The organism is Pseudomonas sp. GW456-12-1-14-TSB6, assembly GCF_059424205.1.
Genome location: NZ_JBWKZE010000024.1, coordinates 55,319 through 78,119 on the forward strand (window position 1 = coordinate 55,319; position 22,801 = coordinate 78,119).

Sequence of the window (22,801 nt, forward strand, 5' to 3'; positions counted from 1 at the left end):
CGCTTTTGGGACGCGGAGCGTCCCGGACTGCATTCCCACGCGGAGCGTGGGAACGATCACTACGCAAGGCCATTTCATATGCTCACTGCCCTTTACCGCTTGATCCTGGCCGTCGCACTTTTGCTGCCGATGGCCACCCATGCAGGCGACGCCGAAGACTTCGTCGCCGCCAATCCCACGCAACAGGCCAAACTGCTGGAAGCCTGGGCCGCGCAGCCCGATCCGGCGCGTGTCGAACTGATCAACGCCCTGCAACAAGGCGAGTTGACCGTCGACGGCCAACCCAAGACCCTGCGCCTGAACAACCGCCTGCGGGGTCTGATCGACACCGCACTGGCCAGCCACCAATTGCTCGCCGCCGACGCCAAAACCCGTCTGAGCGCCGCGCAGCAATTGCAGAAAAGCGCCAAACCGGCGCAGCTGAAATTCCTCGACCGGCAACTGGCTGGCGAAACCGATGAAAGCGTCCACGCCGCCCTGAGCCTGGCGCTGGCCAACCTGCAACTGGTCGACACCGACCCGGCGGTGCGCCTCGCGGCCGTGCGTCTGCTCGGTGAAACCGGCGACCCGCTGGCCCGTACCCGCCTCGAAGGCTTGCTCGAACCCGGCGTCGAAACCGATGCCAACGTGCGCACCGCCGCCGAAACCAGCCTCGCCCAGGTCAAGCGCAAACTGCTGGTTGGCGAACTGCTCGGCCAGGCGTTCAGTGGCATGTCCCTCGGTTCGATTCTGCTGCTTGCCGCGCTCGGCCTGGCGATCACCTTCGGTCTGCTCGGTGTAATCAACATGGCCCACGGCGAGATGCTGATGCTCGGCGCCTACTCGACCTACGTCGTGCAGTTGATGTTCCAGCGCTACGCGCCGAATGCCATCGAGTTCTATCCGCTGATCGCGCTGCCGGTGGCGTTCTTCGTCACCGCCGCCATCGGCATGGCCCTGGAGCGCACGGTGATCCGTCACCTCTACGGTCGACCACTGGAAACCCTGCTCGCCACCTGGGGCATCAGCCTGATGCTGATTCAACTGGTGCGTCTGGTGTTCGGTGCGCAGAACGTTGAAGTGGCGAACCCGGCATGGCTGTCCGGCGGGGTTCAGGTGTTGCCGAATCTGGTGCTGCCGTACAACCGCATCGTGATCATTGCCTTTGCATTGTTCGTGGTGCTGCTGACCTGGCTGCTGCTGAACAAGACCCGCCTCGGTCTGAACGTGCGTGCCGTCACCCAGAACCGCAACATGGCCGCCTGCTGCGGCGTACCCACCGGGCGCGTCGACATGCTCGCCTTCGGCCTCGGCTCGGGCATCGCCGGGCTCGGTGGCGTGGCCCTGAGCCAGATCGGCAACGTCGGCCCGGACCTCGGCCAGAGCTACATCATCGACTCGTTCCTGGTGGTGGTGCTCGGCGGCGTCGGCCAACTGGCCGGCAGCGTGTTCGCCGCATTCGGCCTGGGCATCGCCAACAAGATTCTCGAACCGCAGATCGGTGCGGTACTCGGCAAGATCCTGATCCTCGCGCTGATCATTCTGTTCATCCAGAAACGTCCGCAAGGCCTCTTCGCACTGAAAGGACGGGTGATCGACTGATGAACCAGCCTCTACTAGTCACGGCCACACAAAAGGCCGGCCCGAAAGTCACCCTCGCCATCGGGGCGGTGGTGCTCGCCTTGCTGATCGCTCTGCCGCTGCTGTCGCTGTTGCCGGCGCACAGTGCACTGCACGTTTCTGCTTACACCCTGACGCTGGTCGGCAAGATTCTCTGCTACGCCATCGTCGCCCTGGCACTGGATCTGGTCTGGGGTTACGCCGGTCTCCTGTCTCTGGGCCACGGTCTGTTCTTTGCACTCGGCGGTTATGCGATGGGCATGTACCTGATGCGTCAGGCCGCCGGTGATGGTCTGCCGGCGTTCATGACCTTCCTGTCGTGGACCGAGTTGCCGTGGTACTGGAGCGGCACCGGCAACTTCCTTTGGGCGATGTGCCTGGTGGTGTTGGCGCCGGGTCTGCTGGCGCTGGTGTTCGGTTTCTTCGCCTTCCGCTCGCGGATCAAGGGCGTGTATTTCTCGATCATGACCCAGGCCCTGACCTTCGCCGGGATGCTGCTGTTTTTCCGCAACGAGACCGGCTTCGGCGGCAACAACGGCTTCACCAATTTCCGCACGATTCTCGGTTTCGGCATCACCGAACCCGGCACTCGCGCGGTGCTGTTTCTAGCCACTGTTCTGTTGCTGGTGGCGAGCCTGTTCATCGGCTGGCGGCTGGCCCGCAGCAAGTTCGGCCGGGTGCTGACCGCGTTGCGCGATGCGGAAAATCGCCTGATGTTCTGCGGCTACGATCCGCGCGGTTTCAAGCTGTTCGTCTGGGTCTTGAGCGCGGTGTTGTGTGGTCTGGCCGGTGCGTTGTACGTGCCGCAGGTTGGGATCATCAACCCGAGCGAAATGTCGCCGACCAACTCGATCGAAGCCGCCGTGTGGGTGGCCCTTGGCGGGCGCGGCACCCTGATCGGCCCGCTGCTCGGCGCCGGCGTGGTCAACGGCATGAAGAGCTGGTTCACCGTGGCCTTCCCCGAATACTGGCTGTTCTTCCTCGGCGCGCTGTTCATCGTCGTGACGTTGTACCTGCCCAAGGGTGTGATCGGTCTGCTGAAGAAACGAGGTGAATCATGAGAGTCACGGCAAGCGCTGAATTCATGCTGGAACCGGCCTTTTTCCCGGTGGAGCCCAACAAGGACGAAGGCACCAGCCGCGACTCGATCGGCCTCGGGCAACGCGTCGGTCCGGGCCTCGACACCCGCCACGGCACGATCCTGACCCTGGAAGACATCAGCGTCAGCTTCGACGGCTTCCGCGCGCTGAACAATCTGAACCTGTACATCGGCGTCGGCGAACTGCGCTGCGTCATCGGCCCCAACGGCGCGGGCAAAACCACGCTGATGGACGTGATCACCGGCAAGACCCGGCCGAGCCACGGCAAGGCGTGGTTCGGTGAAACCCTCGACCTGACCCAGATGAGCGAAGTGCAGATCGCCCAGGCCGGCATCGGTCGCAAGTTCCAGAAACCGACGGTGTTCGAAGCATTGAGCGTGTTCGAGAACCTGGAGCTGGCGCAGAAAACCGACAAGTCGGTGTGGGCCAGCCTGCGGGCGAAGTTGAGCGGCGAGCAGAAAGACCGGATCAGCGAAGTGCTCGACACCATTCGCCTGACCAACTCGGTCAATCGCCCGGCGGGGCTGCTGTCCCACGGACAGAAACAGTTTCTGGAAATCGGCATGTTGCTGATGCAGGACCCGCAATTGCTGCTGCTCGATGAACCGGTGGCCGGCATGACCGACGCCGAAACCGAGTTCACCGCCGAGCTGTTCAAGTCGCTGGCAGGCAAGCATTCGCTGATGGTGGTGGAACACGACATGGGGTTCGTCGGCTCGATTGCCGACCACGTCACCGTGTTGCATCAAGGCAGCGTGCTGGCCGAGGGATCGCTGGAACAGGTGCAGGACAACGAGCGCGTGATCGAGGTTTACCTCGGCCGTTAACCTGCGAACAAACACCCAACACCAGATCGTTCCCACGTCGAGGCGTCGAACCGTCCGCGTGGGAATGCCGCCATGGACGCTCCGCGTCCGCCGTTATGTGACGCGGAGCGTCACGGGATGCATTCCCACGCAGAGCGTGGGAACGATCACCGGGGAGGATTTGAACATGCTGCAAGTCGACAAGCTGCACCAGTACTACGGCGGTAGCCACATCCTGCGCGGCCTGAGTTTTGACGTGAAGGTCGGCGAAGTGACCTGCCTGCTCGGGCGTAACGGTGTGGGCAAGACCACGCTGCTCAAATGCCTGATGGGCCTGTTGCCGGCCAAGGAAGGCGCGGTGAACTGGGAAGGCCAACCGATCACCACGTTCAAGCCGCATCAACGGGTGCACGCGGGGATCGCCTACGTGCCGCAGGGCCGGGAGATCTTCGGCCGACTGACCGTGGAAGAGAACCTGCTGATGGGGCTGTCGCGTTTTCCCGGCAGCGAAGCCAAAGAGGTGCCGGCGTTCATCTACGAGCTGTTCCCGGTGCTGCTGCAAATGAAACAGCGGCGCGGCGGCGACCTGTCCGGCGGACAGCAACAGCAGCTCGCGATTGGCCGCGCACTGGCCAGCCGCCCGCGGCTGCTGATCCTCGACGAGCCCACCGAAGGCATCCAGCCGTCGGTGATCAAGGAAATCGGCGCAGTGATCAAGAAACTCGCCGCCCGTGGCGACATGGCGATTCTGCTGGTGGAGCAGTTCTACGATTTCGCCGCCGAACTGGCCGATCAGTACCTGGTGATGTCCCGGGGCGAGATCGTGCAGCAGGGCCGTGGCGAAAATATGGAAGCCGAAGGTGTACGCGGGCTGGTGACTATTTGAGGTTACGGTCTAATCTGTAGCGTCCTAACGATAATCAGAAAACATGAACTTACCTGTTGCGACTGCCCTGTTTACCCCGAGCTGGCACGCCGAGCTTGAGCTGGCCTACGCCCGCTTCGGCGATTGCACGCGGCCGACCCGCCGCCGGCACCTCGGCCCGTTGCGGGTGCAAAAACATCTGTACGCCGAAGGGCCCGAGGTCTGCCAGCACATCATCGTCCACCCGCCGGGCGGGATTGCCGGCGGTGACCGACTGGACATCAGCGCCCGCGTCGAACAGGGCGCCTGGGCACAGATCACCAGCCCCGGCGCGGCCAAGTGGTATCGCGCGGCGGGGCCCGCTTATCAGTCGCTGAACCTGCATGTCGCCGATGGCGCGACACTGGAATGGCTACCTCAGGAGACCATCGTCTACAGCGCCGCCCAGGCGGAACTCTCGACCTCGATTGAGCTTGAAGGCGATGCGCGGCTGTTCTACTGGGACGTGGTAGCCCTCGGGCGGCCGGCCAGTGGCGAGCGTTTCGACCTCGGGCATTTCCAGGCACATCTGGATATTCGCCGTGATGGCCGGTTGTTGTGGCATGAGCGCCAGCGCATCGTCGGCGATGACGGCTTGCTCGATTCGCCGATCGGGCTGGATGGCAATCCGGTGTTTGCGACGTTGCTGGTCACCGGCGAAATCGATGCCGAACTGCTGGAGCGCTGCCGCTCGCTGGGCCACGACGTGCGCGGAGATCTGACGCAGTTGCCCGGTCTTTTGGTCGCCCGTTGCCTGGCCAGCGAAGCGTTGCTGGCGCGGGCCTGGATGATTGATCTGTGGCGATTGCTCAGACCTGCGCTGCTCGGCCGCGAAGCCCTGCCCCCCCGAATCTGGAACACCTGATTTTCTTCAACTGCCGACAATGGATTTCAAACGATGGACCTGACCCCACGCGAAAAAGACAAGCTGCTGATCTTCACTGCCGGCCTCGTTGCCGAGCGGCGACTGGCCCGTGGCGTGAAGCTCAACTACCCGGAAGCCATGGCCTACATCTCGGCGGCGCTGCTCGAAGGCGCCCGTGACGGCCAGACCGTGGCCGAGCTGATGCACTACGGCACCACCCTGCTGACCCGCGATCAGGTGATGGAAGGCATCCCGGAAATGATCCCGGAGATCCAGGTCGAGGCGACGTTTCCCGACGGCACCAAACTGGTCACCGTCCACCAACCGATCGTCTGAGGCCGTGCCATGACCTACACCATCCGCGATGCCCTGCACGCCGACCTGCCGGCGATCCGCGACATCTACAACGACGCCGTGCTCAACACCACGGCGATCTGGAATGAGTCCGCCGTCGACCTCGGCAACCGTCAGGCCTGGTTCAGCGCCCGTCAGGCTCAGGGTTATCCGATACTGGTGATCGTCGACGCCGACAACACCACCCTCGGCTACGCTTCGTTCGGTGACTGGCGGCCGTTCGATGGTTTCCGCCACACCGTCGAGCACTCGGTCTACGTGCGCAGCGACCAGCGCGGCAACGGCCTCGGCCCGCAACTGATGACCGCGCTGATCGAACGCGCGAAAACCTGCGACAAGCACGTCATGGTCGCCGCCATCGAAAGCGGCAACGCCGCGTCGATCCGCCTGCACGAGCGCGCCGGTTTCATCACCACCGGGCAGATGCCGCAAGTCGGTACCAAGTTCGGCCGCTGGCTCGATCTGACCTTCATGCAACTGACCCTCAATCCTGGCGCGGAGCCGCCGACCGCCAACAAGGAGTGACACCGATGAACCCCGCCCAACTGCGACGCGTCAACGCTGAAAGTTTTGCGCACTATCGTCAGGGCCTGATCGACCTGCTGCTCGACGCCGTGGGGTATGGCGCCAGCGTCGGCTTCATGGCCGACCTTGATGCCACGCAGGCCCGCGCCTATTTCGACGATGTGCAGGACAACCTGAACAAGGGCAACGTGTTGCTGTGGGTGGTGGTCAAGGACGAACAGGTGCAGGCCAGCGTCCAGTTGAGCCTGTGCCAGAAAGCCAACGGCCTGAACCGTGCCGAGGTGCAGAAACTGCTGGTGCGTGAACACGCCCGGCGGCGCGGCCTCGGCCAGCAGTTGATGCAAGCGCTGGAACAGACCGCGCGTCAGTACAAGCGCGGCATGCTTTACCTCGATACCGAGGCCGGCTCCCCCGCCGAAGATTTCTACAAGGCTCTGGGCTACACCCGCGCCGGGGAAATTCCCGATTACGCCTGCGACCCGAACGGCACCTATCGCCCGACGGCCCTCTATTACAAAGTCCTGCAAGGAGCGAACTGAATGATTCCCGGCGAGTACAAAATCCAGCCCGGCGATATCGAACTCAACGTCGGTCGTCGCACCGTCACCCTGAAGGTGGCGAACAGCGGCGACCGGCCGATCCAGGTCGGCTCGCACTACCATTTTTTCGAGACCAACGACGCCCTGACCTTCGACCGCGCCGCCAGCCGTGGCATGCGCCTGAACATTCCCGCGGGCACCGCGGTGCGCTTCGAGCCGGGCCAGAGCCGCGAGGTAGAGCTGGTGGATTACGCCGGGCACCGGCGGGTGTTCGGGTTTGCCGGGCGGGTCATGGGTGACCTCTGAAAGCAGCTCAGAGCTGCAAGCCGCGAGCTGCAAGTAAAAGGCAGTTTCGTGGCGCTCACACTTTTGCTTTTACTTGAAGCTCGCAGCTTGAAGCTTGCAGCTCAGTTCCGAGGAACGAGGAAATGAAACTAAGCCGTCAAGCCTACGCCGACATGTTCGGCCCCACCGTCGGCGACAAGGTGCGCCTGGCCGACACCGAGCTGTGGATCGAGGTCGAACAGGACTTCACCACCTACGGCGAAGAAGTGAAATTCGGCGGCGGCAAAGTGATCCGCGACGGCCAGGGCCAGAGCCAGTTGCTGGCGGCCGAAGTGGTCGACACCGTCATTACCAACGCGCTGATCATCGACCACTGGGGCATCGTCAAGGCTGACGTCGGCCTCAAGGACGGACGCATCGCTGCCATCGGCAAGGCCGGCAACCCGGACGTGCAGCCCGGCGTGACCATCGCCATCGGCGCCAGCAGCGAAGTGATTGCCGGCGAAGGCATGATCCTCACGGCCGGCGGCATCGACACCCACATCCACTTCATCTGCCCGCAGCAGATCGAAGAAGCGCTGATGAGCGGCGTCACCACCATGATCGGCGGCGGCACGGGACCTGCCACCGGCACCAATGCCACGACCTGCACTTCGGGGCCGTGGCACCTGGCGCGAATGCTTCAGGCAGCGGATGCGTTCCCGATGAACATCGGCCTCACCGGCAAGGGCAACGCCAGCCTGCCGGAGCCTCTGATCGAACAGGTCAAGGCCGGCGCCATCGGCCTCAAGCTGCATGAAGACTGGGGCACCACCCCGGCGAGCATCGACAACTGCCTGAGCGTCGCCGACCAGTACGACGTGCAGGTGGCGATCCACACTGACACCCTCAACGAGTCCGGTTTCGTCGAAACCACCCTCGGCGCGTTCAAGGGTCGCACCATCCACACTTACCACACCGAAGGTGCCGGTGGCGGCCATGCGCCGGACATCATCAAAGCCTGCGGTTTCGCCAACGTGCTGCCGAGCTCGACCAACCCGACCCGGCCGTTCACCCGCAACACCATCGACGAACACCTCGACATGCTGATGGTCTGCCACCACCTCGACCCGAGCATTGCCGAAGACGTGGCGTTCGCCGAGAGTCGCATCCGCCGCGAAACCATTGCCGCCGAAGACATCCTGCATGACCTCGGCGCGTTCTCGATGATCAGCTCCGACAGCCAGGCCATGGGCCGCGTCGGCGAAGTCATCACGCGCACCTGGCAGACCGCCGACAAGATGAAAAAGCAGCGCGGCCCGCTGCCTCAGGACGGCGAAGGCAACGACAACTTCCGCGCCAAACGCTACATCGCCAAGTACACGATCAACCCGGCAATCACCCATGGCATCAGCCATGAAGTGGGTTCGGTGGAAGTCGGCAAATGGGCCGATCTGGTGCTCTGGCGTCCGGCATTTTTCGGCGTGAAGCCAACGTTGATCCTCAAGGGCGGCGCCATCGCCGCGAGCCTGATGGGTGACGCCAACGCCTCGATCCCGACCCCGCAGCCGGTGCACTACCGCCCGATGTTTGCCAGTTACGGTGGCTCGTTGCACGCCACCAGCCTGACCTTCATCAGCCAGGCGGCGCAGGAATCCGGATTGCCCGAAGCGTTGGGCCTGAAGAAGAAAATCGCGGTGGTCAAAGGTTGCCGCGACGTGCAGAAAACCGACCTGATCCACAACGATTACCTGCCCAACATCGACGTCGACCCGCAGACCTATCAGGTCAAGGCCGACGGCGTGTTGCTCTGGTGTGAACCGGCGGAAACCCTGCCGATGGCGCAGCGTTACTTTCTGTTCTGAGACAAAGCCCCGGTCGTCGAAGCGTTCGACGACGGGGGCTGGCAGTGCCTCAGCGGATTGAGGTGTCCATCAAATAACGCGAAGGGCCTGGCTGCTCGTCGTCGAGCGCGACCACCACCGGCTCGCCGGTTTCCAGGCGCGACAGGGCAATCAGTTGCTGATTGCGCTCAATGCTGCGTTCAACTTCAAGCATCTGTACCGCCTCCTGGTAAGCCGTGCTGGTCACGTCGTCATATTGATCCTCAAGGCGTTGCAGCTTTTCATCTGCGCTGCGCTTGAGCGCGCCGAGTTCGTCCGGGTACTTCTCGTTCAAGTACTGCACCCAGTAATCGCGGCTGATCAGTTCTTCATAGAAACGCTCGCCTCTTTCCGCCTTCACGACCGCATCACGCGCGGTCGCCAGCTCCTCCCCTCTGAGCGGTCGGGCGAAGCGCATATGGCCAGGTTGCCCCGGCAATTGCAGGCCATCCTGCCAGCCGGAGGTCAGGCCGATCCGATACTGCAAGCGCACTTCCGCAGGATCCGCATCACGGCCCATGCTGCGCGCGGCCAGCTTTTCCACCTCGCCCAGGCGGAACAGCTGACGCGACAGGTCGAGCAAGGCACGCCCCTTGACCGCCAGGCCCGGAGGCAGGTAGCGCAAGGCGTTGTACTCGAACACCTTGACTTCGATTTCACTGAACGCCAGGGTGCGTCCATCGACGCAGGTCGTGTGTGTGGTGGCCATGGAAAACAGCGTATCGCGCAGTTCCTGACTGTTATTGGCCGCCTCGACAACCTCCCACACCCGGCGTGTCAGATCAGCGCGAAACACCCGGAACTCCTCGGTGTCCGGCATCCGTGAAAGCAGATGGAAGAACGCTCCGTTATCAGGCTCCGCTGCCAGCCGCTGCCACATGGCCCGACAGCGTACGGCATCCTCTTGCGGAAGGTTTTCAATCCACGGCGTCGCTTGCAGTTCGAGGACACTTTCGGCGAGTGTCGGCACCACTTCATCCGGTTCCAGATCACTTTCGCTTCCCGTGTCTTCACCCTCACTCTCGGTGGTGCTGTCCATGTCATCGATCATTCGATCGATCTCGGCATACGTCAGACCCAGCACATCGTCACGTCCATGGGCATCGGCGTATTCACGCAGACGGATCAGGCTTTGCTGCGAGATTTCGAAGTTATCCGACAGATTGCTGCCGGCAATCAGTGCAGCATGGGTGCCGTCATACAACCCGGACGGAATCGAGGTTATTTCATTGCTGCTCAAGTCGACCGCCTGCAAACGCGGGGCTCGCAGCAGCCCCTCCGGCCACACAGTCAGCAGGTTGTCACGCAGGTCCAGCCGTTCCAGTCGCTGCAGACGGTCAACGCGCAGGGTACGCAGGCCGTTATGGCTGAGATCCAGCCACCGCAGTTGCGGCAGGCCCTCGAGCGTTTGATCCAGCGCTTCGGAATCCACGAGACCGGTGAGCGACAGTTCCAGTCGTTCCAGTTGCAGCATGTGCCCGACAGGCTCAGGGATAGCCGGCAAGTGATTGCCGCTCAGATTGAGCCTGCGCAATTGTGTGAAGGCCCGAAGGAAAGCATTGGAGCCATTGGTGGTGAGCTTGACTCCCGAGAGGTTCAGGGTGCCCACCGCCGCGAATGTTTGGTCCAGTGCGGGCAGGTCGCCGACCTGCAGACCGTCAAGGTTGAGTTCTCGGTCAGACACGCCATTCCAGTCGACGGTACTTTCACGCCAGCATTCCATGATGCGCCGGGCGGCGAGCTGGCGGGTGCGCGACGACACGACCCAATCCATGCCTCGGGTTTCATGGGTGAACAGCCAATCGTTCAGCCGCCGCGTCAGCGCCTCGAATGCCTGCTCCCATGCATTGATGCGTGCACCGATCTGCACCTCGGTCAGCCCTGCGCCCCGCATTCGCTCAATCGTCTGCTGTGTCTGCGCCTCTTCGAACGACGGGCACAGGCGCTGGATGCGCGAGCCCCACCCGCCGGGCCCCACGTCTGCCGGACTCGGCGCAAGCGGCAGCAACCGCCGGGCGATCACCGAGCCACTTTCGGCGGGCGGCGTACGATGGCGCGGCTCCTCCAGTGCAAAGCGTTGCAACGACCCCGGCAACAGGCCTCTGGCGTCTTCGATACGCTGACGCGCGGTTGCCAGCGCCACTTCGGCCTGCGCATTCAGCGGGGTCCCGGCGAGGCTGGTATCGAGCAACAAGTCATCACGCCCCAGCAACACCTGCGGCAACGAGGTCAACCGGCTGTCGCTGAGATCCAGCCAGGTCAGGTCCGGCAGCAACTCCGCCCCCACCGGCCATTCGCGCAGGGCCGTTGCACTCAGGTCCAGGGCCTTCAGGCGATTCATACCGCGCACGTCAATACTGCTCAGCGGGTTGCCATGCAGGTTCAGGGTTTCGAGTGCCGGCAGATCGCTTGAATCGATCGGCAGTTCCGCCAGGCCACAATGGCTCAGATCGAGGGTATCGACCCCGCGAAAGGTCCGAATGAAACGGCGCAACTGCTCGACCGGGGCCTGCAATCCGGGCAGCTGCAGACTTCTGACATGGTTGAACCCGTCAGCCGAGAGCGTCGGCAGGCTGTCCAGCGGCGAGCCTGGAATATCCAGCACCGTGGCGTCATTGGGCAGGCTGACATACAAGTTGTAGAACACGCTTTCGGTGCGCGCGCCGTAGCGCTGGAACAACCCGCTGCGCCAACTGGCTTTCAGCGCCTCGGCCACCTCCGCGCGTGCAGCACCACCATTGGAAGCCGTTGGATCGGAACCGATCCACTCCTCAAGCCGGTCGAGTTCACTGAACTGCTCGCTCAAGGTTTCGATCGCGGCGAACCGGCTGCCGACATCCGTCCATTGCGCCTTGAACCCCGTATTCAAGACATCCAGAAGACTCCTTTCCATGCCGACAAAACGCTTGAGCTCACCGCGACAATAGTCTGCGACCATTTCGTCCAGATCGATGAGGTGCCGAGGCTGACTCCGAACGAATTCGTAGATCGGCTTGAACACCCGGCGCGGGAACTTCGACCAGTCCAGTGACAGCCCGGACAACAATCGTTGATGGCCTTCATAGATCTCCATTGGCAGGGTTTCGATCGCGGTCGATCGCAGGTTCAGGCGCTCCAGTCGAGGCAACTCCAGAACTCCTCTCGGCCATTGGTGCATTTGCGGACTTCCGAGTTCGAGCCTGCGCAATTGGCGCATGCCGCCGACGTCGAGGGTCATGGGCACCACCGGGCTCATGCCCCCGGAGGTACAGCGCAGCTCCAGCTCTTCAAGCCGGGTCAGCTCCCGAAGTCGCGACGCCACCTGTCCGGTAATCGGTGTGGAGAGTTTCAGGCGGGTCATCTGGCGCAGCGTCTTCAACGTCGCGAGCACTTTGTCGAACTCCGCAATGCTCGAGGTCAGGGACAGTTTCTCAACATTGGGAAACGCCGAAAGCGTATCGCTGACCACCGGCGCGTGCAGCGTCAGCTCTCTGACATGCGTAAAGTCTGCGGTCAATGACGGCAGCGGCACTTCACCGATCAACGTCAGGCGAGCCGCCAGCGGATCATGTTCGGCCAACGGCGCATTTCGCCAGCACTCCTTGATGTTCTGCACCACGCTGACGAACTCGTCAGGGGTCGTGCGCAGACGCAGGTTCTGCGACGTCAGCCATTGCTCAAGGGTTGTTTCCAGCTCTCGCCACTCGCTCAACCGGTTGTTGAGCAAATGAAAGATCTGCTGATCGCTCTTGCCCAGACGCCATTGTTCAAGAATGAAGCCGCGAGCCTGCACGTCGGTCAACTGCGGGTAGACGCTCTGGACATGAGCCGTCAACGCCGGACTGGGCCCTGGCCCATCACCGCTGGCGGGATAGCCAAGCAGTTTGGAAGCAATGCGTTGCGGCGGCTTGAACCATGGTTGTTCGGCGCTGCGTGCACGCAGAATCCGGGCCGATTCACTGCGCTCGGTGAACGCCCGTTCGATGATCGCAGCTTGCAGATCGACGCTCTGCCCGACATTCGGCAGCCCCAATGCATGACGCGCCTGATCGGGCAAGGCGTGCATCAGCGAGGCGTAAAAGTTGTCGCCCCGATGGGGAATACTGTTGAGCGGTTCGCCACGCTCATTGGCCGCCTGCCAGGCATCTGCGTACTTGACCAGATACTTGCGTGTGCTGGCCGTTTCGCTGCCGATGGCATCCAGCATCGGACCGTTGATACTGCCTTCACGTATTTCCAGACGCAGGTCATCGGACCAGCCTGGCAAGCGGCCCAGCGTCTGCAAGGCCAGATGGCGGCTGTCAGGCGAGGCCATGGTTTCACTGCGCAACCCGGCCAGTCCCCGGTTCAGGCGCTCTGCCTGGCCATACCAGCGACCGAGCTCCTGCACGTGCAACGGAACCGGCGCTGCGCTGTCCAGACGTACCAGTTCTGCGGCATTGGCGTGGCCCACCGCGGCCATCGCCGCACGATCGCTCAGCCCCGGAATCACTCGTTGCAGCTTTGCCGCCCGGGAATCGACAGGCTCGATCCCCTTGAGAAGACGGTCGAACAGCGCGGGCTGTTGCGCGCTGGCAAAATCGGCAATCTGAATGGACAACTCCTTCGCCCTTGCTGCCCGAACGCGCGCGGGCTCGCCACCCAACAGACGAACCGTCTCCGCCTCGTCCAGTGTCGCGAGTATTCGGGTCGGCAACGCACCGTTCAGCACTTCGGCCCGGCTGACCCGGATCGGCGCCTTGCCGCCGCGCTGCGTCCCGTAACGGATGGCACGCCCCGAGAGATCAGAACTGTCGTAGATCTGCAGCTGGCGCCCGAATGGCCAGCGGGGCATGTCGGGAAGCAGCGGCAACAGGTGCATGAATCGACTGTCCACCGCCTGCTTCCCTGTGGCCTGTTCGACAATCAATCCGGCATCGCGCTCGGCGTTGAACAATTGCATGGCGTGCGCCAGTTCCGGCGGCGGCAAGGCGTTGTCCAGGTGCATCTTGCGCAACGCGTTGTCGCTGATACCGGCGACATCGGCCATCGCCAGTAATTGCTCGTCAGCAAACATGTCAGTGCTGTGGCCAATGCGCCGCAACAGCGTCAGCCGGTCCCAGTCCTGCGGGCGCTCCAGGGTATGTCGCCAGGCGCCGGCGCCGTTGTGCGTCAGGAGCGGCTGATAGGCTTGCGAATCGTCCGGATGCTGAATGCGCCAGGCTTTGCACGACTCATCGTAAGTCTGCTGATAGGTTTTGCCGTCGAGGCGGATGTAGTTTTTTTCTCCCGCCGCGTACTGCCCCAGCGCATTCGGTGCAACATTCGTTTGCAGTGCGACCGGACTTTCGTAGCCATTCAGACCAGGCTTCCACAAGCGGGTCGTACCGTCGGGCATTTCCACCTGGTGCAGGTTCTCGATGACCGGTGTCGATCTGGCGGCAGTCAGCCGAGCGAGGCCTTTCCCGGCACCCGCCATCAAGGCAATCAACGCAATGTTTTGCGCGACATCGATCAGATGGGCCTTGGCGGCCTTGCGATCACCTTCACTCCACTCGTTGGCGCATTCAAGGGTTTCTTCGAGCAGTTGCGCGGCCATCACCACCATCATCACTTCACCCAGCACCGGCACGAACATCGAGACGCCCATCAGCACCAGCATGCCGATGTTCAACAACGCGGCGAGTTTTTCCGAACGCACCCTTGCGTCGACATCCGCCGTAGGCACCGCGTGGCTGCGGGCATCGGCGAGCAAACGGTCGCGATGCTGCTCGAACTGGTAACGCCACAGGTCGATATTGTCCGGCCAGAGCCCGCCTCCCTTGCGGGGAAGGGCAACCGGGTTCAGATAGGGATCGGTGTTCGGCACCTGTGCGACCGGCGGTGCGGGCGGTAATTCGCGAACTCCGGTCAGCGCCGCGTTGATCGGGTTGAGCGCCTTGAGCAGTTCGTTGAGCAGCGATCCGTAGGGCGCCACCCTTTGTGTGAGCGTACGGTCCGGTGTGTCGTCGGTGAATTGGCCAAAGTAGTGCGGTCGGTCGGCATACGCGACGAACTGGCTGAAAAACCGTTGGTAGCTATTGGGTTCTGCAGGATGAGCCTGAGTGGCGTCGGATGCGGTGAACCGCTGCTTGAACATCGCTGCGATTTCCCGCCCCTTGTAGCGTTTGAGCGGATGGTAGGGATCGCCCGGGATGTACAGGATCGAGTCGTCACTGGAACGATATTTCTCGCAGATCGTGAACATCACGCAGCCGGTCATGCGGCGGCCCATCAGGCCCAGATCGCGAAACCAGATCTGCCGATGGCCCTGGCGCGGCGCCAGTTCACCGTTCAGGATCGAACGAATCGAAGCGTAGTCCTCGTGTCCGATATCACCTTTGACCAACGCCAGTTCGGCCGCCGCATGCAAAGCGCTTTTATGCGCGTCGATGAATTTGTCGCGCAGCTCCTGTTCGGCGACCGCGTCCCGGGGGTGCAGGAAATCCTTGAGGTAAGCCTGATACTTCGCACCGATGTCCAGGCAACGGCACAGACTAGTGAACTGCTCGACCGTCAGCGGTGTGCTCAATGGCGCAAGCGTGCCGGGTGTCGAGGTTTCACGGCGAAATCCCGACGTTTCATGGAAGGCGCCCCTTTTACATTCACGGTCTTCGAAGTTGTGCAGCGCCGCTTGCAGCAAAGGCAGTTTCAAGACTTCGAAGAAGCCGATGTCGATGGCAAAAATCCCCACCTCCACCGGTTTGTTCAGCACCAGCCAGGTCTTGTTGACGTCCAGCGTCACGTTGAACCGGTCCTTGAGGGCCTTGGTGAGCAGCGGCGCGGCGAAACTGTCGATGTCCTGGAAGGTCGACATGGCCTTATCCAGGGATGTCTGGGCGGCAAGGCTGGCGGTTACGGCATCTCCTACAGCCTTGCGTTGATCGCGGGATGCGCGTCGATACCAGTCCGGCGTGGCGGAATCGGCATTTTTCAGGGCCTCGCGCTGGTTTGGCGATGCATTGATCAACCACTGAGGGCTGGACTGCTCAAGAAAATCAGCGTGCAGGCTTTGCGTCACGACCGGCACCCGCGGCGTTGCTGCGGGGTCCGGCGAAGGTGGGGCGACAGGCAATTCGGACATGGTTTCGCTCCTTGAAATGGAGCAAAAGCAGACCATGACGACAATTTGCGACTGCGGTACATAAATCTCGCAACACAGCGTCTTGTCAGCGGAAATTACAAGCCCGAGCGGCGCTTTCATTCCCGCGCAAAGAGACTAATATTCGAACGCCCCGCCTTGAATTTCCAGGAACCCGGACATGCGTTTATCCGAATTTATCCGGCAACATGCAGATCGCATCGTCGAGGAGTGGGAACAGTTCGCCAGGACCATCACCCCGGCAGCCGAGACCATGGACAGGGCAGCGCTGCGCGATCATGCCAGAGAGATTCTGCTGGCCGCCGCCCGCGACATGGACACCGCACAGACCGCCAGCGAGCAGATCGCCAAAGCCAAGGGCGAAGGCCCGGAGAAGACCCCGAGCCTGGACGAGGCCGGTGCCAGCCACGGTGAGTTGCGCCACACAGTGGGCTTCGACCTGGTGCAGATGACGTCCGAGTTCCGCCATTTGCGCGCCTGTGTGATCCGCCTCTGGGTCGACAGTCTGGAATCGCCGGACATGGCGTACTTCCAGGACATGATCCGTTTCAACGAAGCCATTGATGAAGCCCTGGCCGAATCGACGGCTGCCTACGCCGAGCAGGTCGATCATTCCCGGGACATTTTTCTCGCGATACTCGGCCATGACCTGCGCGCGCCTTTGCAAGCGGTGACCATGTCGATCGAACTGCTGATGCGCAAGACCGCGTTACAGGACGATGCCCTTCAGTGCGCCCTCAACATCAAGCAGGGTTCGCGGCACATGGCGGCGATGGTCAGCGACCTGCTGGAACTGGTGCGCAGCCGCCTGGGCAAGAGCCTGCCGATCGAACCGGCGCCGATGGACCTGGCCGACGCGGCCCGCGCGGCCATCGCCGAAGCCTGCGCCGGCAATCCGGAAAGTGATCCGACACTGAAAACCGAGGGTGACACCCGTGGCAACTGGGACGCCGGACGGATCGATCAACTGCTGCAGAATCTGATCGGCAATGCCTTGCAGCATGGGTCTGATCCGCGCGAAGTGATCGTGACGTTGAAGGGAGAAGCCAGGCACGTGCTGCTGACCGTGCACAACTGCGGCAACCCCATTCCCGCAGAAGCCATCGGCACGATTTTCGATCCATTGGTGCGCAGTGCCGACGAAGAACTCGGCCAGCCGTCGACCAGCCTCGGTCTGGGCTTGTTCATCATCAAGGAAGTGGTGACCGCCCACGGCGGGGCGATCGAAGTCAGTTCAAGCGAAGCCGACGGAACGCTGTTCAGCGTGACGCTGCCCAGACAGGTTTGAAACGCTACTCGACCACCAGCCGCGCCAGACGCTGACGGAGCATGCGGTTCTCGGATCGCAACTCCTGCACTTCTTCCAGCAGGTCCAGCGCCAGGGCGACGCCTTCCCATTCCAGCTCCAGGTCGCGCCGCAGCTTGGCGGCGCGTTTGGCCAGGGTCAGTTCGTAGTCGGTGAAGCGCCATTCCCTGGGCTGGGTGCCCTGAGGTTCGAGGATGCCGTGTTCGACGATTTCGATCACGTAGACGTCCGACAGGTCGGCCGCCTCACAGAATTCTGCCATGTCCAGTTGAACGATCAGGGGGCTGCTCATGATGGGCTACTCCGTCGTCAGTATCAGAAGTTCTCGCGCGGGTTGAAGGCGGCCTTCTTCGCCAGTTCCTGCCACAGCGCCTTGACGTCATCGCCGTTGGCTTTGGGCATCACGGCCTTTAGCTGGACGAACAGATAACCGCGCTCGCCCGCCTTGTTCTGCAGACCGTGGCCCTTGGCACGCATGCGTTGGCCGTTCTGGCTGCCGGCCGGGACCTTGAGGTTGATCTTGCCGGTCAGGGTCGGCACGGCCACTTCGGCGCCCAGCGCCAGCTCCCAGGGAGCGAGCGGCAAGGTGATGATCAGATTTTCGCCTTCAACGTCGAATTTCGGGTGTGGCGCGAAACGGATGGTCAGGTACAGATCGCCATTGGCGCCGCCACCGATGCCCGGTGCGCCCTGGCCCTTGAGGCGGATGCGCTCGCCGTCGGCCACACCGGCCGGGATCTTCACGTTCAGGCTCTTGCTGGTGTTGCTGACGTGCTGGCCCGAACCGTTGTATTGCGGCACCTGGAAGCTGATCTTTTTCGATTCGTTCGAAAGCGTCTCTTCCAGAAAGATCGGCAGTTCCAGTTCCACGTCTTGCCCTCGCCGTCCGGCGCTGCGGGATTGCCGGCCAGCGCCGCCACCGAAACCGGGGCCGCGATTGCCGAAGATCGAACTGAAGAAGTCCGAGAAGTCGCCGGTGTCGCCACTGCCGCCACGGCTTTGCCAGCCCGGCGGGCCCTGAAACGGCTGACCGTGCTGGCCATAACGACGCAGTTCGTCGTATTCGGCGCGCTTGTCGGCGCTTTTCAGCGCTTCATAGGCTTCCGAGGCGTCCTTGAACTTGGCCTCGGCGTCCTTTTCCTTGCTGACATCGGGGTGGTATTTGCGCGCCAGCTTGCGATAGGCAGCCTTGATTGCCTTGTCGTCAGCCGTCGGCTCCACGCCGAGTATCTTGTAATAGTCTTTGAAGTCCATCGAAGGAATCACCATCCGTTATCGATTTCGCGCCGATGCCAGCATGCGCCTATTCGCGCGTGCCGGGTTGACCGATCTCAAGTTTGTGACCGGGTGGCGCAGCAGAAGTTTATCGGCAGTGGACGGCGGTTCTTGCGACCGCCGGTATGTCTGCCGGCCCATGCCAGCAAGTTTGGGGCAAACCGCCGAGTTTCAAGCAAGCTTAGTCGTGAAATAGCAGATGACCGGCCTTCGAATATGTCGCGCACTGACATACACTGCGCGGCCGTTTTTTTGACCGGAACCGAAAGACCATGAAAGACGCCTCTCCAGCCCGTGCCTGCGGCATCGACTTCGGCACGTCCAACTCCACCGTCGGCTGGCTGCGCCCCGGCATGGAAACGATGATCGCGCTGGAAGACGACAAGATCACCCTGCCGTCGGTGGTCTTTTTCAATATCGAAGAGCGCCGTCCGGTATACGGCCGTCTGGCGCTGCACGAGTACCTGGAAGGCTACGAAGGCCGGCTGATGCGCTCGCTCAAGAGCCTGCTGGGTTCCAAGCTGATCAAACACGACACCAGCGTCCTCGGCACCGCGATGCCGTTCAAGGACTTGCTCGGGCTGTTCATCGGCCAGCTCAAGAGCCGCGCCGAAGCGACCGCCGGTCGTGAGTTCGAGCAAGTGGTGCTGGGCCGTCCGGTGTTCTTCGTCGACGACGATCCGCTGGCCGATCAGGAAGCCGAGGACACCTTGGTGGAAGTGGCACGTAAGCTCGGCTTCAAGGACGTTTCGTTCCAGTACGAACCGATTGCCGCAGCGTTCGACTATGAGTCGACCATCGAAAAAGAAGAACTGGTACTGATCGTCGACATCGGCGGTGGTACCTCGGACTTCTCGCTGGTGCGCCTGTCGCCCGAGCGTCGCGGTGTGGATAACCGTCACGACGACATCCTCGCCACCGGCGGCGTGCACATCGGCGGGACCGACTTCGACAAACAGTTGAGTCTGCAAGGCCTGATGCCGCTGTTCGGCTACGGCAGCCGCATGAAGAGCGGCGCGTTCATGCCAACCAGCCACCACATGAACCTGGCGACCTGGCACACCATCAACTCGGTGTACTCGCAGAAATCGACCCTGGCCCTGGGCAGCATGCGTTACGACATCGAGGACACCGGCGGCATCGATCGTCTGTTCAAGCTGATCGAACAGCGCGCCGGGCACTGGCTGGCGATGGAAGTGGAAGAAACCAAGATCCACCTGACCCATAACGACAGCCGTCATGTGCCGCTGGATCGCATCGAGTCGGGCCTGAGCGTTGAATTGACCCGGGCGCTGTTCGAGTCGGCCATCGAGTCGCAGCTCGAGCGCGTGCGCGCCAGCGTCACCCAGTTGCTGGCCGACGCCAATGTGGCGGTGGGTCAGGTCGATACGGTGTTCTTCACCGGTGGTTCCAGCGGCATCCCGGCACTGCGCAACAGCGTCTCGGCGATGCTGCCGAACGCGCGGCATGTTGAAGGCAACATCTTCGGCAGCATTGGTAGCGGTCTGGCGATTGAAGCCATGAAGCGCTACGGCGTTTAACGCCAGCCTCAAGTTGCAAGCTTCAAGCTACAAGTAAAAGCAAAGGCAAGAGCGACCACCGCTCTTGCCTTTTTCTTGCGGCTTGCAGCTCAAAACTCGCAGCTGCTTTTAAACCATCCCGCCCAGCTTCAGCTCACTCTTCAGATACGCGTAATAAATCGGCCCCGCCACCACCCCCGGCAGGCCGAACGCGGCCTCGAACACCAGCATCGCCAGCAGCAACTCCCAGGACTTGGCACTGATCTGCCCGCCGACGATGCGCGCGTTGAGAAAGTATTCGAGCTTGTGGATAAAGATCAGGTAACCCAGCGCCGCAATCGCCACCCAGATCGACAGCGACAGGCCGACGATAGTGATCAGCGTGTTCGACATCAGGTTGCCGATCACCGGCAGCAGGCCGAGCAGGAAGGTCAGCACGATCAGGGTCTTGGTCAGCGGCAGCTTGATCCCGAACAGCGGCAGGATCACGGCCAGGAAGATCCCGGTGAAGAAGGTGTTGAGCAGGGAAATCTTGATCTGCGCGAACACGATATTGCGAAACGCCTGGACCAGCAGGTGCAGACGGTCGAACAAAGCAGCCGCCAGCGGCTTGCGCTTGGTGACGTCCGGCACACGCTGCAAGGCGATGATCGCGCCCAGCACCATGCCGATCAGCAAGGTCACGAACATGTGCGCCGCGTCCTTGCCCACCAGTTGCAGTTCGGACAAATGCTTGCTCGCCCATTCACCGATGGCCACCCGGAACTCGGCGGCACTGGCCGGCAGGTAGGCGTCGATAAACGGCGGCAACTGCCCCCGCGCACGGTCGACCACGCCCATGAATTTGTCGAGGGAAGCGCCAGGGTTTTCCGCCTCGTGCAGCAGGAAACTGATGGCGCCAGCGAAGATCAGCGTCAGCACACTCACCACCAGCGTGCCCAGCAGCGCCACCGCCAGCCAGCGCGCACGCCGGCCTTCGATCAGCCGTTGCAGCTGCGGGGTGAGCATGTTGACCAGTTCGAACACCAGCAACCCGGCCAGCAGACTGGGCAGCAAACGCAATGGCAACACCAGCAACAGACCGCCGAAAATGATGATGCAACTGACCCAGAACACAACATGACGCTCAGAAAACGTTGGCATACAGCCTCAAAACGAACGGCGTAAAAGGATTGGCAGTCTGCCAGCGATCCTTGGGGAGCACTAGGGATATGCGGTGTTTGGGGTTTGGTGTCTGACTTGCGGCCCAGCCCTCACCCTAGCCCTCCCGAAACGTCGGACCGCCCGTAGGGAGAGGGAACTGACCGAGTAGATTTAGAGAACTCCCGTAACCTGAAAGACCTGGTCGATTCCGGATTCAGCGCCGCACGTTCAGGTCGGCGCAAAAACCAGCCATCCCCGAATCGGTCCCCTCTCCCTCTGGGAGAGGGTTAGGGTGAGGGCCTGGATCCCAAGCCGGACACCTCTGCCAGTCACCACTCAAACCCGCTTTATTTTTTCTTCAGGCAATCACTCATGAAGGTCTTGCGCGCATCACCCGTCAGCGCCTTGGTCTTGGCATCGGCATTACAGGTTTTCATCTTTTCCTGCTGCGGGGTCAGAGCCTTGGCGTCGTTGGCCGCTGGGGCTGCCTTGAGGCAGGTGCTCATGAAGGCTTTGCGCTCGTCGCCCTTGAGGCTCTTGGCCGTGGCGTCGGCGTTGCAGGTGGTCATCTTGTTCTGTTGCGCCGTGGCGGCGAAACCCTGGGAGCACAGCAGCAGACCGATCATCAACAAAGGGACACGCAACATCTTCATGGAGTTTTCTCCTTGGCGCCGCCTCGATGGAGGTGGCCTCTGCTGGAGTGTAGTCAAAGCTTGTTACACCTTCCTAGCCTCAAGATGGCTGCGCCGATACTGCTCCGGGGTACATCCGGCCTGCCGGGCAAACATGGCGATGAAGGCCGAGCCGCTGCTGTAGCCGAGATCGAAAGCGATTTCCTGCACGCTGCGCGCAGACTCCAGCGCCTCGATGGCCGCGAGATAACGCAGCCGCTGGCGCCATTCGCCGAAACTCATCCCCAACTCCCGCACGAATTGCCGGGCCAGGGTGCGCTCGCTGACATGCACCTGCGCCGCCCAGTGCGCCAGCGGCTGATTGTTGCCGGGCTCGGCCTGCAGGGTTTCGAGAATGGTCAGCAAACCGGGGCTGCTGGCGTAAGGCAAATAGCATTGATGAACCGGGGCCTGGCGCAGTTGATCCACCAACACCTGGGCCAGGCGCTGGTCGGCTTCGAACGCGGGGATCTTCACATCACGGGCGGCAAAGTCCTTGAGGATCGCCTTGAGAATGTCGCTGATCGCGAGAGTGCAGGCCTGCGCCGGCAAATCGGAACAGACCTCCGGCGCCAGGCACACCGCCCGATAATTGACCGGCTGATGACTGTAGAAACTGTGCTCGACCTGCGGCGGCACCCACACCGCGTACTGCGGCGGCGACATGAAGCGGCTGCCATCGACATCCATATGCAGCACGCCGTGGGCCGCGTATTCCAACGTGCCCCACGGATGGCGATGCGGCGCGGCGTATTCGTGGGCATTGAAATCGGCATAGCGGAAATACACTGCCGACGGCAGTTCGCTGAAATCCAGCAGATCGATGTGTTTACTGTTCATGCTGTCCGGAATCAGGGGCGGGTTGTCCGGTTCGCAGTATAGGCCTGCATCCAGACAGGGGATAATCGCCGTTCATCAACGTACTGGTTTCTCCTCCCATGCAATACG

Annotated in this window: 18 protein-coding genes; 12 read left to right on the forward strand and 6 right to left on the reverse strand. The window is 62.1% G+C overall.

Going from position 1 to position 22,801, the window contains the following annotated elements:
* The first annotated feature begins 78 nt into the window (after window positions 1-78).
* The 10 genes from urtB to ureC all read left to right on the forward strand — a co-directional run bounded on the left by urtB (window position 79) and on the right by ureC (window position 8,821).
* Window positions 79-1,581 (forward strand): urea ABC transporter permease subunit UrtB, encoded by a 1,503-nt coding sequence (urtB, locus tag AC07Y2_RS20895; protein WP_103386773.1) that lies wholly within the window; start codon window positions 79-81, stop codon window positions 1,579-1,581.
* The gene (gene urtC / locus AC07Y2_RS20900; RefSeq protein WP_074689667.1) at window positions 1,581-2,660 is read left to right on the forward strand and encodes an urea ABC transporter permease subunit UrtC; all 1,080 of its coding nucleotides are present in this window, start codon (window positions 1,581-1,583) and stop codon (window positions 2,658-2,660) included. The genes urtB and urtC overlap by 1 nt, the downstream gene beginning before the upstream one ends.
* Window positions 2,657-3,526, forward strand: coding sequence for an urea ABC transporter ATP-binding protein UrtD (urtD, locus tag AC07Y2_RS20905; protein WP_085667740.1), 870 nt, complete (start codon window positions 2,657-2,659; stop codon window positions 3,524-3,526). The genes urtC and urtD overlap by 4 nt, the downstream gene beginning before the upstream one ends.
* 166 nt (window positions 3,527-3,692) lie before the next feature.
* On the forward strand, window positions 3,693-4,391 hold the full coding sequence (gene urtE, locus AC07Y2_RS20910; protein ID WP_039766753.1) for an urea ABC transporter ATP-binding subunit UrtE: 699 nt from the start codon (window positions 3,693-3,695) through the stop codon (window positions 4,389-4,391).
* Between the two features lie 43 nt (window positions 4,392-4,434).
* Entirely contained in the window at window positions 4,435-5,274 is an 840-nt protein-coding gene (locus tag AC07Y2_RS20915; protein ID WP_103386772.1) for an urease accessory protein UreD, read from the forward strand.
* Window positions 5,275-5,307: 33 nt separating this feature from the next.
* Complete coding sequence (ureA, locus tag AC07Y2_RS20920; RefSeq protein ID WP_039766748.1) at window positions 5,308-5,610, forward strand: urease subunit gamma; 303 nt, start codon at window positions 5,308-5,310, stop codon at window positions 5,608-5,610.
* A gap of 9 nt (window positions 5,611-5,619) precedes the next feature.
* The gene (locus tag AC07Y2_RS20925) at window positions 5,620-6,153 is read left to right on the forward strand and encodes a GNAT family N-acetyltransferase (protein ID WP_039766747.1); all 534 of its coding nucleotides are present in this window, start codon (window positions 5,620-5,622) and stop codon (window positions 6,151-6,153) included.
* A gap of 5 nt (window positions 6,154-6,158) precedes the next feature.
* Window positions 6,159-6,692 carry a GNAT family N-acetyltransferase gene (locus tag AC07Y2_RS20930; protein WP_039766745.1) on the forward strand — a complete coding sequence of 178 codons (534 nt, stop codon included), beginning with the start codon at window positions 6,159-6,161 and terminating at the stop codon, window positions 6,690-6,692.
* Entirely contained in the window at window positions 6,693-6,998 is a 306-nt protein-coding gene (locus AC07Y2_RS20935) for an urease subunit beta (protein WP_103386771.1), read from the forward strand.
* Between the two features lie 122 nt (window positions 6,999-7,120).
* Window positions 7,121-8,821, forward strand: a complete 1,701-nt coding sequence (ureC, locus tag AC07Y2_RS20940; protein WP_103386770.1) for an urease subunit alpha — start codon at window positions 7,121-7,123, stop codon at window positions 8,819-8,821.
* A gap of 49 nt (window positions 8,822-8,870) precedes the next feature.
* Here the strand turns inward: ureC and AC07Y2_RS20945 are convergent, their stop codons facing one another.
* A complete protein-coding gene (locus AC07Y2_RS20945) occupies window positions 8,871-15,920 on the reverse strand; it encodes an NEL-type E3 ubiquitin ligase domain-containing protein (RefSeq protein WP_158248866.1) in 7,050 nt (2,349 codons plus the stop codon).
* Window positions 15,921-16,098: 178 nt separating this feature from the next.
* Here AC07Y2_RS20945 and AC07Y2_RS20950 point away from each other — a divergent pair, with 178 nt between their 5' ends.
* Window positions 16,099-17,226, forward strand: a complete 1,128-nt coding sequence (locus AC07Y2_RS20950) for a sensor histidine kinase (protein WP_085667738.1) — start codon at window positions 16,099-16,101, stop codon at window positions 17,224-17,226.
* A 4-nt stretch (window positions 17,227-17,230) separates the two neighbouring features.
* On the opposite strand, the gene AC07Y2_RS20955 is transcribed toward AC07Y2_RS20950, so the two are convergent.
* The gene (locus AC07Y2_RS20955) at window positions 17,231-17,536 is read right to left on the reverse strand and encodes a chaperone modulator CbpM (RefSeq protein WP_085667737.1); all 306 of its coding nucleotides are present in this window, start codon (window positions 17,534-17,536) and stop codon (window positions 17,231-17,233) included.
* 23 nt (window positions 17,537-17,559) lie between these two features.
* The gene (locus AC07Y2_RS20960) at window positions 17,560-18,498 is read right to left on the reverse strand and encodes a DnaJ C-terminal domain-containing protein (protein WP_039766790.1); all 939 of its coding nucleotides are present in this window, start codon (window positions 18,496-18,498) and stop codon (window positions 17,560-17,562) included.
* A 293-nt stretch (window positions 18,499-18,791) separates the two neighbouring features.
* On the opposite strand from AC07Y2_RS20960, the gene AC07Y2_RS20965 reads away from it, so the two are divergent.
* Window positions 18,792-20,060, forward strand: a complete 1,269-nt coding sequence (locus AC07Y2_RS20965; protein WP_074689661.1) for an Hsp70 family protein — start codon at window positions 18,792-18,794, stop codon at window positions 20,058-20,060.
* Window positions 20,061-20,168: 108 nt separating this feature from the next.
* On the opposite strand, the gene AC07Y2_RS20970 is transcribed toward AC07Y2_RS20965, so the two are convergent.
* The 3 genes from AC07Y2_RS20970 to AC07Y2_RS20980 all read right to left on the reverse strand — a co-directional run bounded on the left by AC07Y2_RS20970 (window position 20,169) and on the right by AC07Y2_RS20980 (window position 22,693).
* The gene (locus AC07Y2_RS20970; protein ID WP_103386768.1) at window positions 20,169-21,182 is read right to left on the reverse strand and encodes an AI-2E family transporter; all 1,014 of its coding nucleotides are present in this window, start codon (window positions 21,180-21,182) and stop codon (window positions 20,169-20,171) included.
* A gap of 347 nt (window positions 21,183-21,529) precedes the next feature.
* Complete coding sequence (locus AC07Y2_RS20975) at window positions 21,530-21,835, reverse strand: PsiF family protein (RefSeq protein ID WP_064379136.1); 306 nt, start codon at window positions 21,833-21,835, stop codon at window positions 21,530-21,532.
* Between the two features lie 63 nt (window positions 21,836-21,898).
* Window positions 21,899-22,693 carry an AraC family transcriptional regulator gene (locus tag AC07Y2_RS20980; protein ID WP_074689660.1) on the reverse strand — a complete coding sequence of 265 codons (795 nt, stop codon included), beginning with the start codon at window positions 22,691-22,693 and terminating at the stop codon, window positions 21,899-21,901.
* Window positions 22,694-22,801: the final 108 nt, after the last annotated feature.

Bases quoted from the DNA above. Each gene is read 5' to 3' on its own strand.
- AC07Y2_RS20960 (WP_039766790.1), bottom strand. From the start codon at position 18,498: ATGGACTTCAAAGACTATTACAAGATACTCGGCGTGGAGCCGACGGCT.
- AC07Y2_RS20980 (WP_074689660.1), bottom strand. From the start codon at position 22,693: ATGAACAGTAAACACATCGATCTGCTGGATTTCAGCGAACTGCCGTCG.
- AC07Y2_RS20950 (WP_085667738.1), top strand. From the start codon at position 16,099: ATGCGTTTATCCGAATTTATCCGGCAACATGCAGATCGCATCGTCGAG.
- urtB (WP_103386773.1), top strand. From the start codon at position 79: ATGCTCACTGCCCTTTACCGCTTGATCCTGGCCGTCGCACTTTTGCTG.
- ureA (WP_039766748.1), top strand. From the start codon at position 5,308: ATGGACCTGACCCCACGCGAAAAAGACAAGCTGCTGATCTTCACTGCC.
- urtC (WP_074689667.1), top strand. From the start codon at position 1,581: ATGAACCAGCCTCTACTAGTCACGGCCACACAAAAGGCCGGCCCGAAA.
- AC07Y2_RS20955 (WP_085667737.1), bottom strand. From the start codon at position 17,536: ATGAGCAGCCCCCTGATCGTTCAACTGGACATGGCAGAATTCTGTGAG.
- urtD (WP_085667740.1), top strand. From the start codon at position 2,657: ATGAGAGTCACGGCAAGCGCTGAATTCATGCTGGAACCGGCCTTTTTC.
- ureC (WP_103386770.1), top strand. From the start codon at position 7,121: ATGAAACTAAGCCGTCAAGCCTACGCCGACATGTTCGGCCCCACCGTC.
- AC07Y2_RS20925 (WP_039766747.1), top strand. From the start codon at position 5,620: ATGACCTACACCATCCGCGATGCCCTGCACGCCGACCTGCCGGCGATC.
- AC07Y2_RS20935 (WP_103386771.1), top strand. From the start codon at position 6,693: ATGATTCCCGGCGAGTACAAAATCCAGCCCGGCGATATCGAACTCAAC.
- AC07Y2_RS20970 (WP_103386768.1), bottom strand. From the start codon at position 21,182: ATGCCAACGTTTTCTGAGCGTCATGTTGTGTTCTGGGTCAGTTGCATC.
- AC07Y2_RS20965 (WP_074689661.1), top strand. From the start codon at position 18,792: ATGAAAGACGCCTCTCCAGCCCGTGCCTGCGGCATCGACTTCGGCACG.
- AC07Y2_RS20915 (WP_103386772.1), top strand. From the start codon at position 4,435: ATGAACTTACCTGTTGCGACTGCCCTGTTTACCCCGAGCTGGCACGCC.
- AC07Y2_RS20945 (WP_158248866.1), bottom strand. From the start codon at position 15,920: ATGTCCGAATTGCCTGTCGCCCCACCTTCGCCGGACCCCGCAGCAACG.
- AC07Y2_RS20975 (WP_064379136.1), bottom strand. From the start codon at position 21,835: ATGAAGATGTTGCGTGTCCCTTTGTTGATGATCGGTCTGCTGCTGTGC.
- AC07Y2_RS20930 (WP_039766745.1), top strand. From the start codon at position 6,159: ATGAACCCCGCCCAACTGCGACGCGTCAACGCTGAAAGTTTTGCGCAC.
- urtE (WP_039766753.1), top strand. From the start codon at position 3,693: ATGCTGCAAGTCGACAAGCTGCACCAGTACTACGGCGGTAGCCACATC.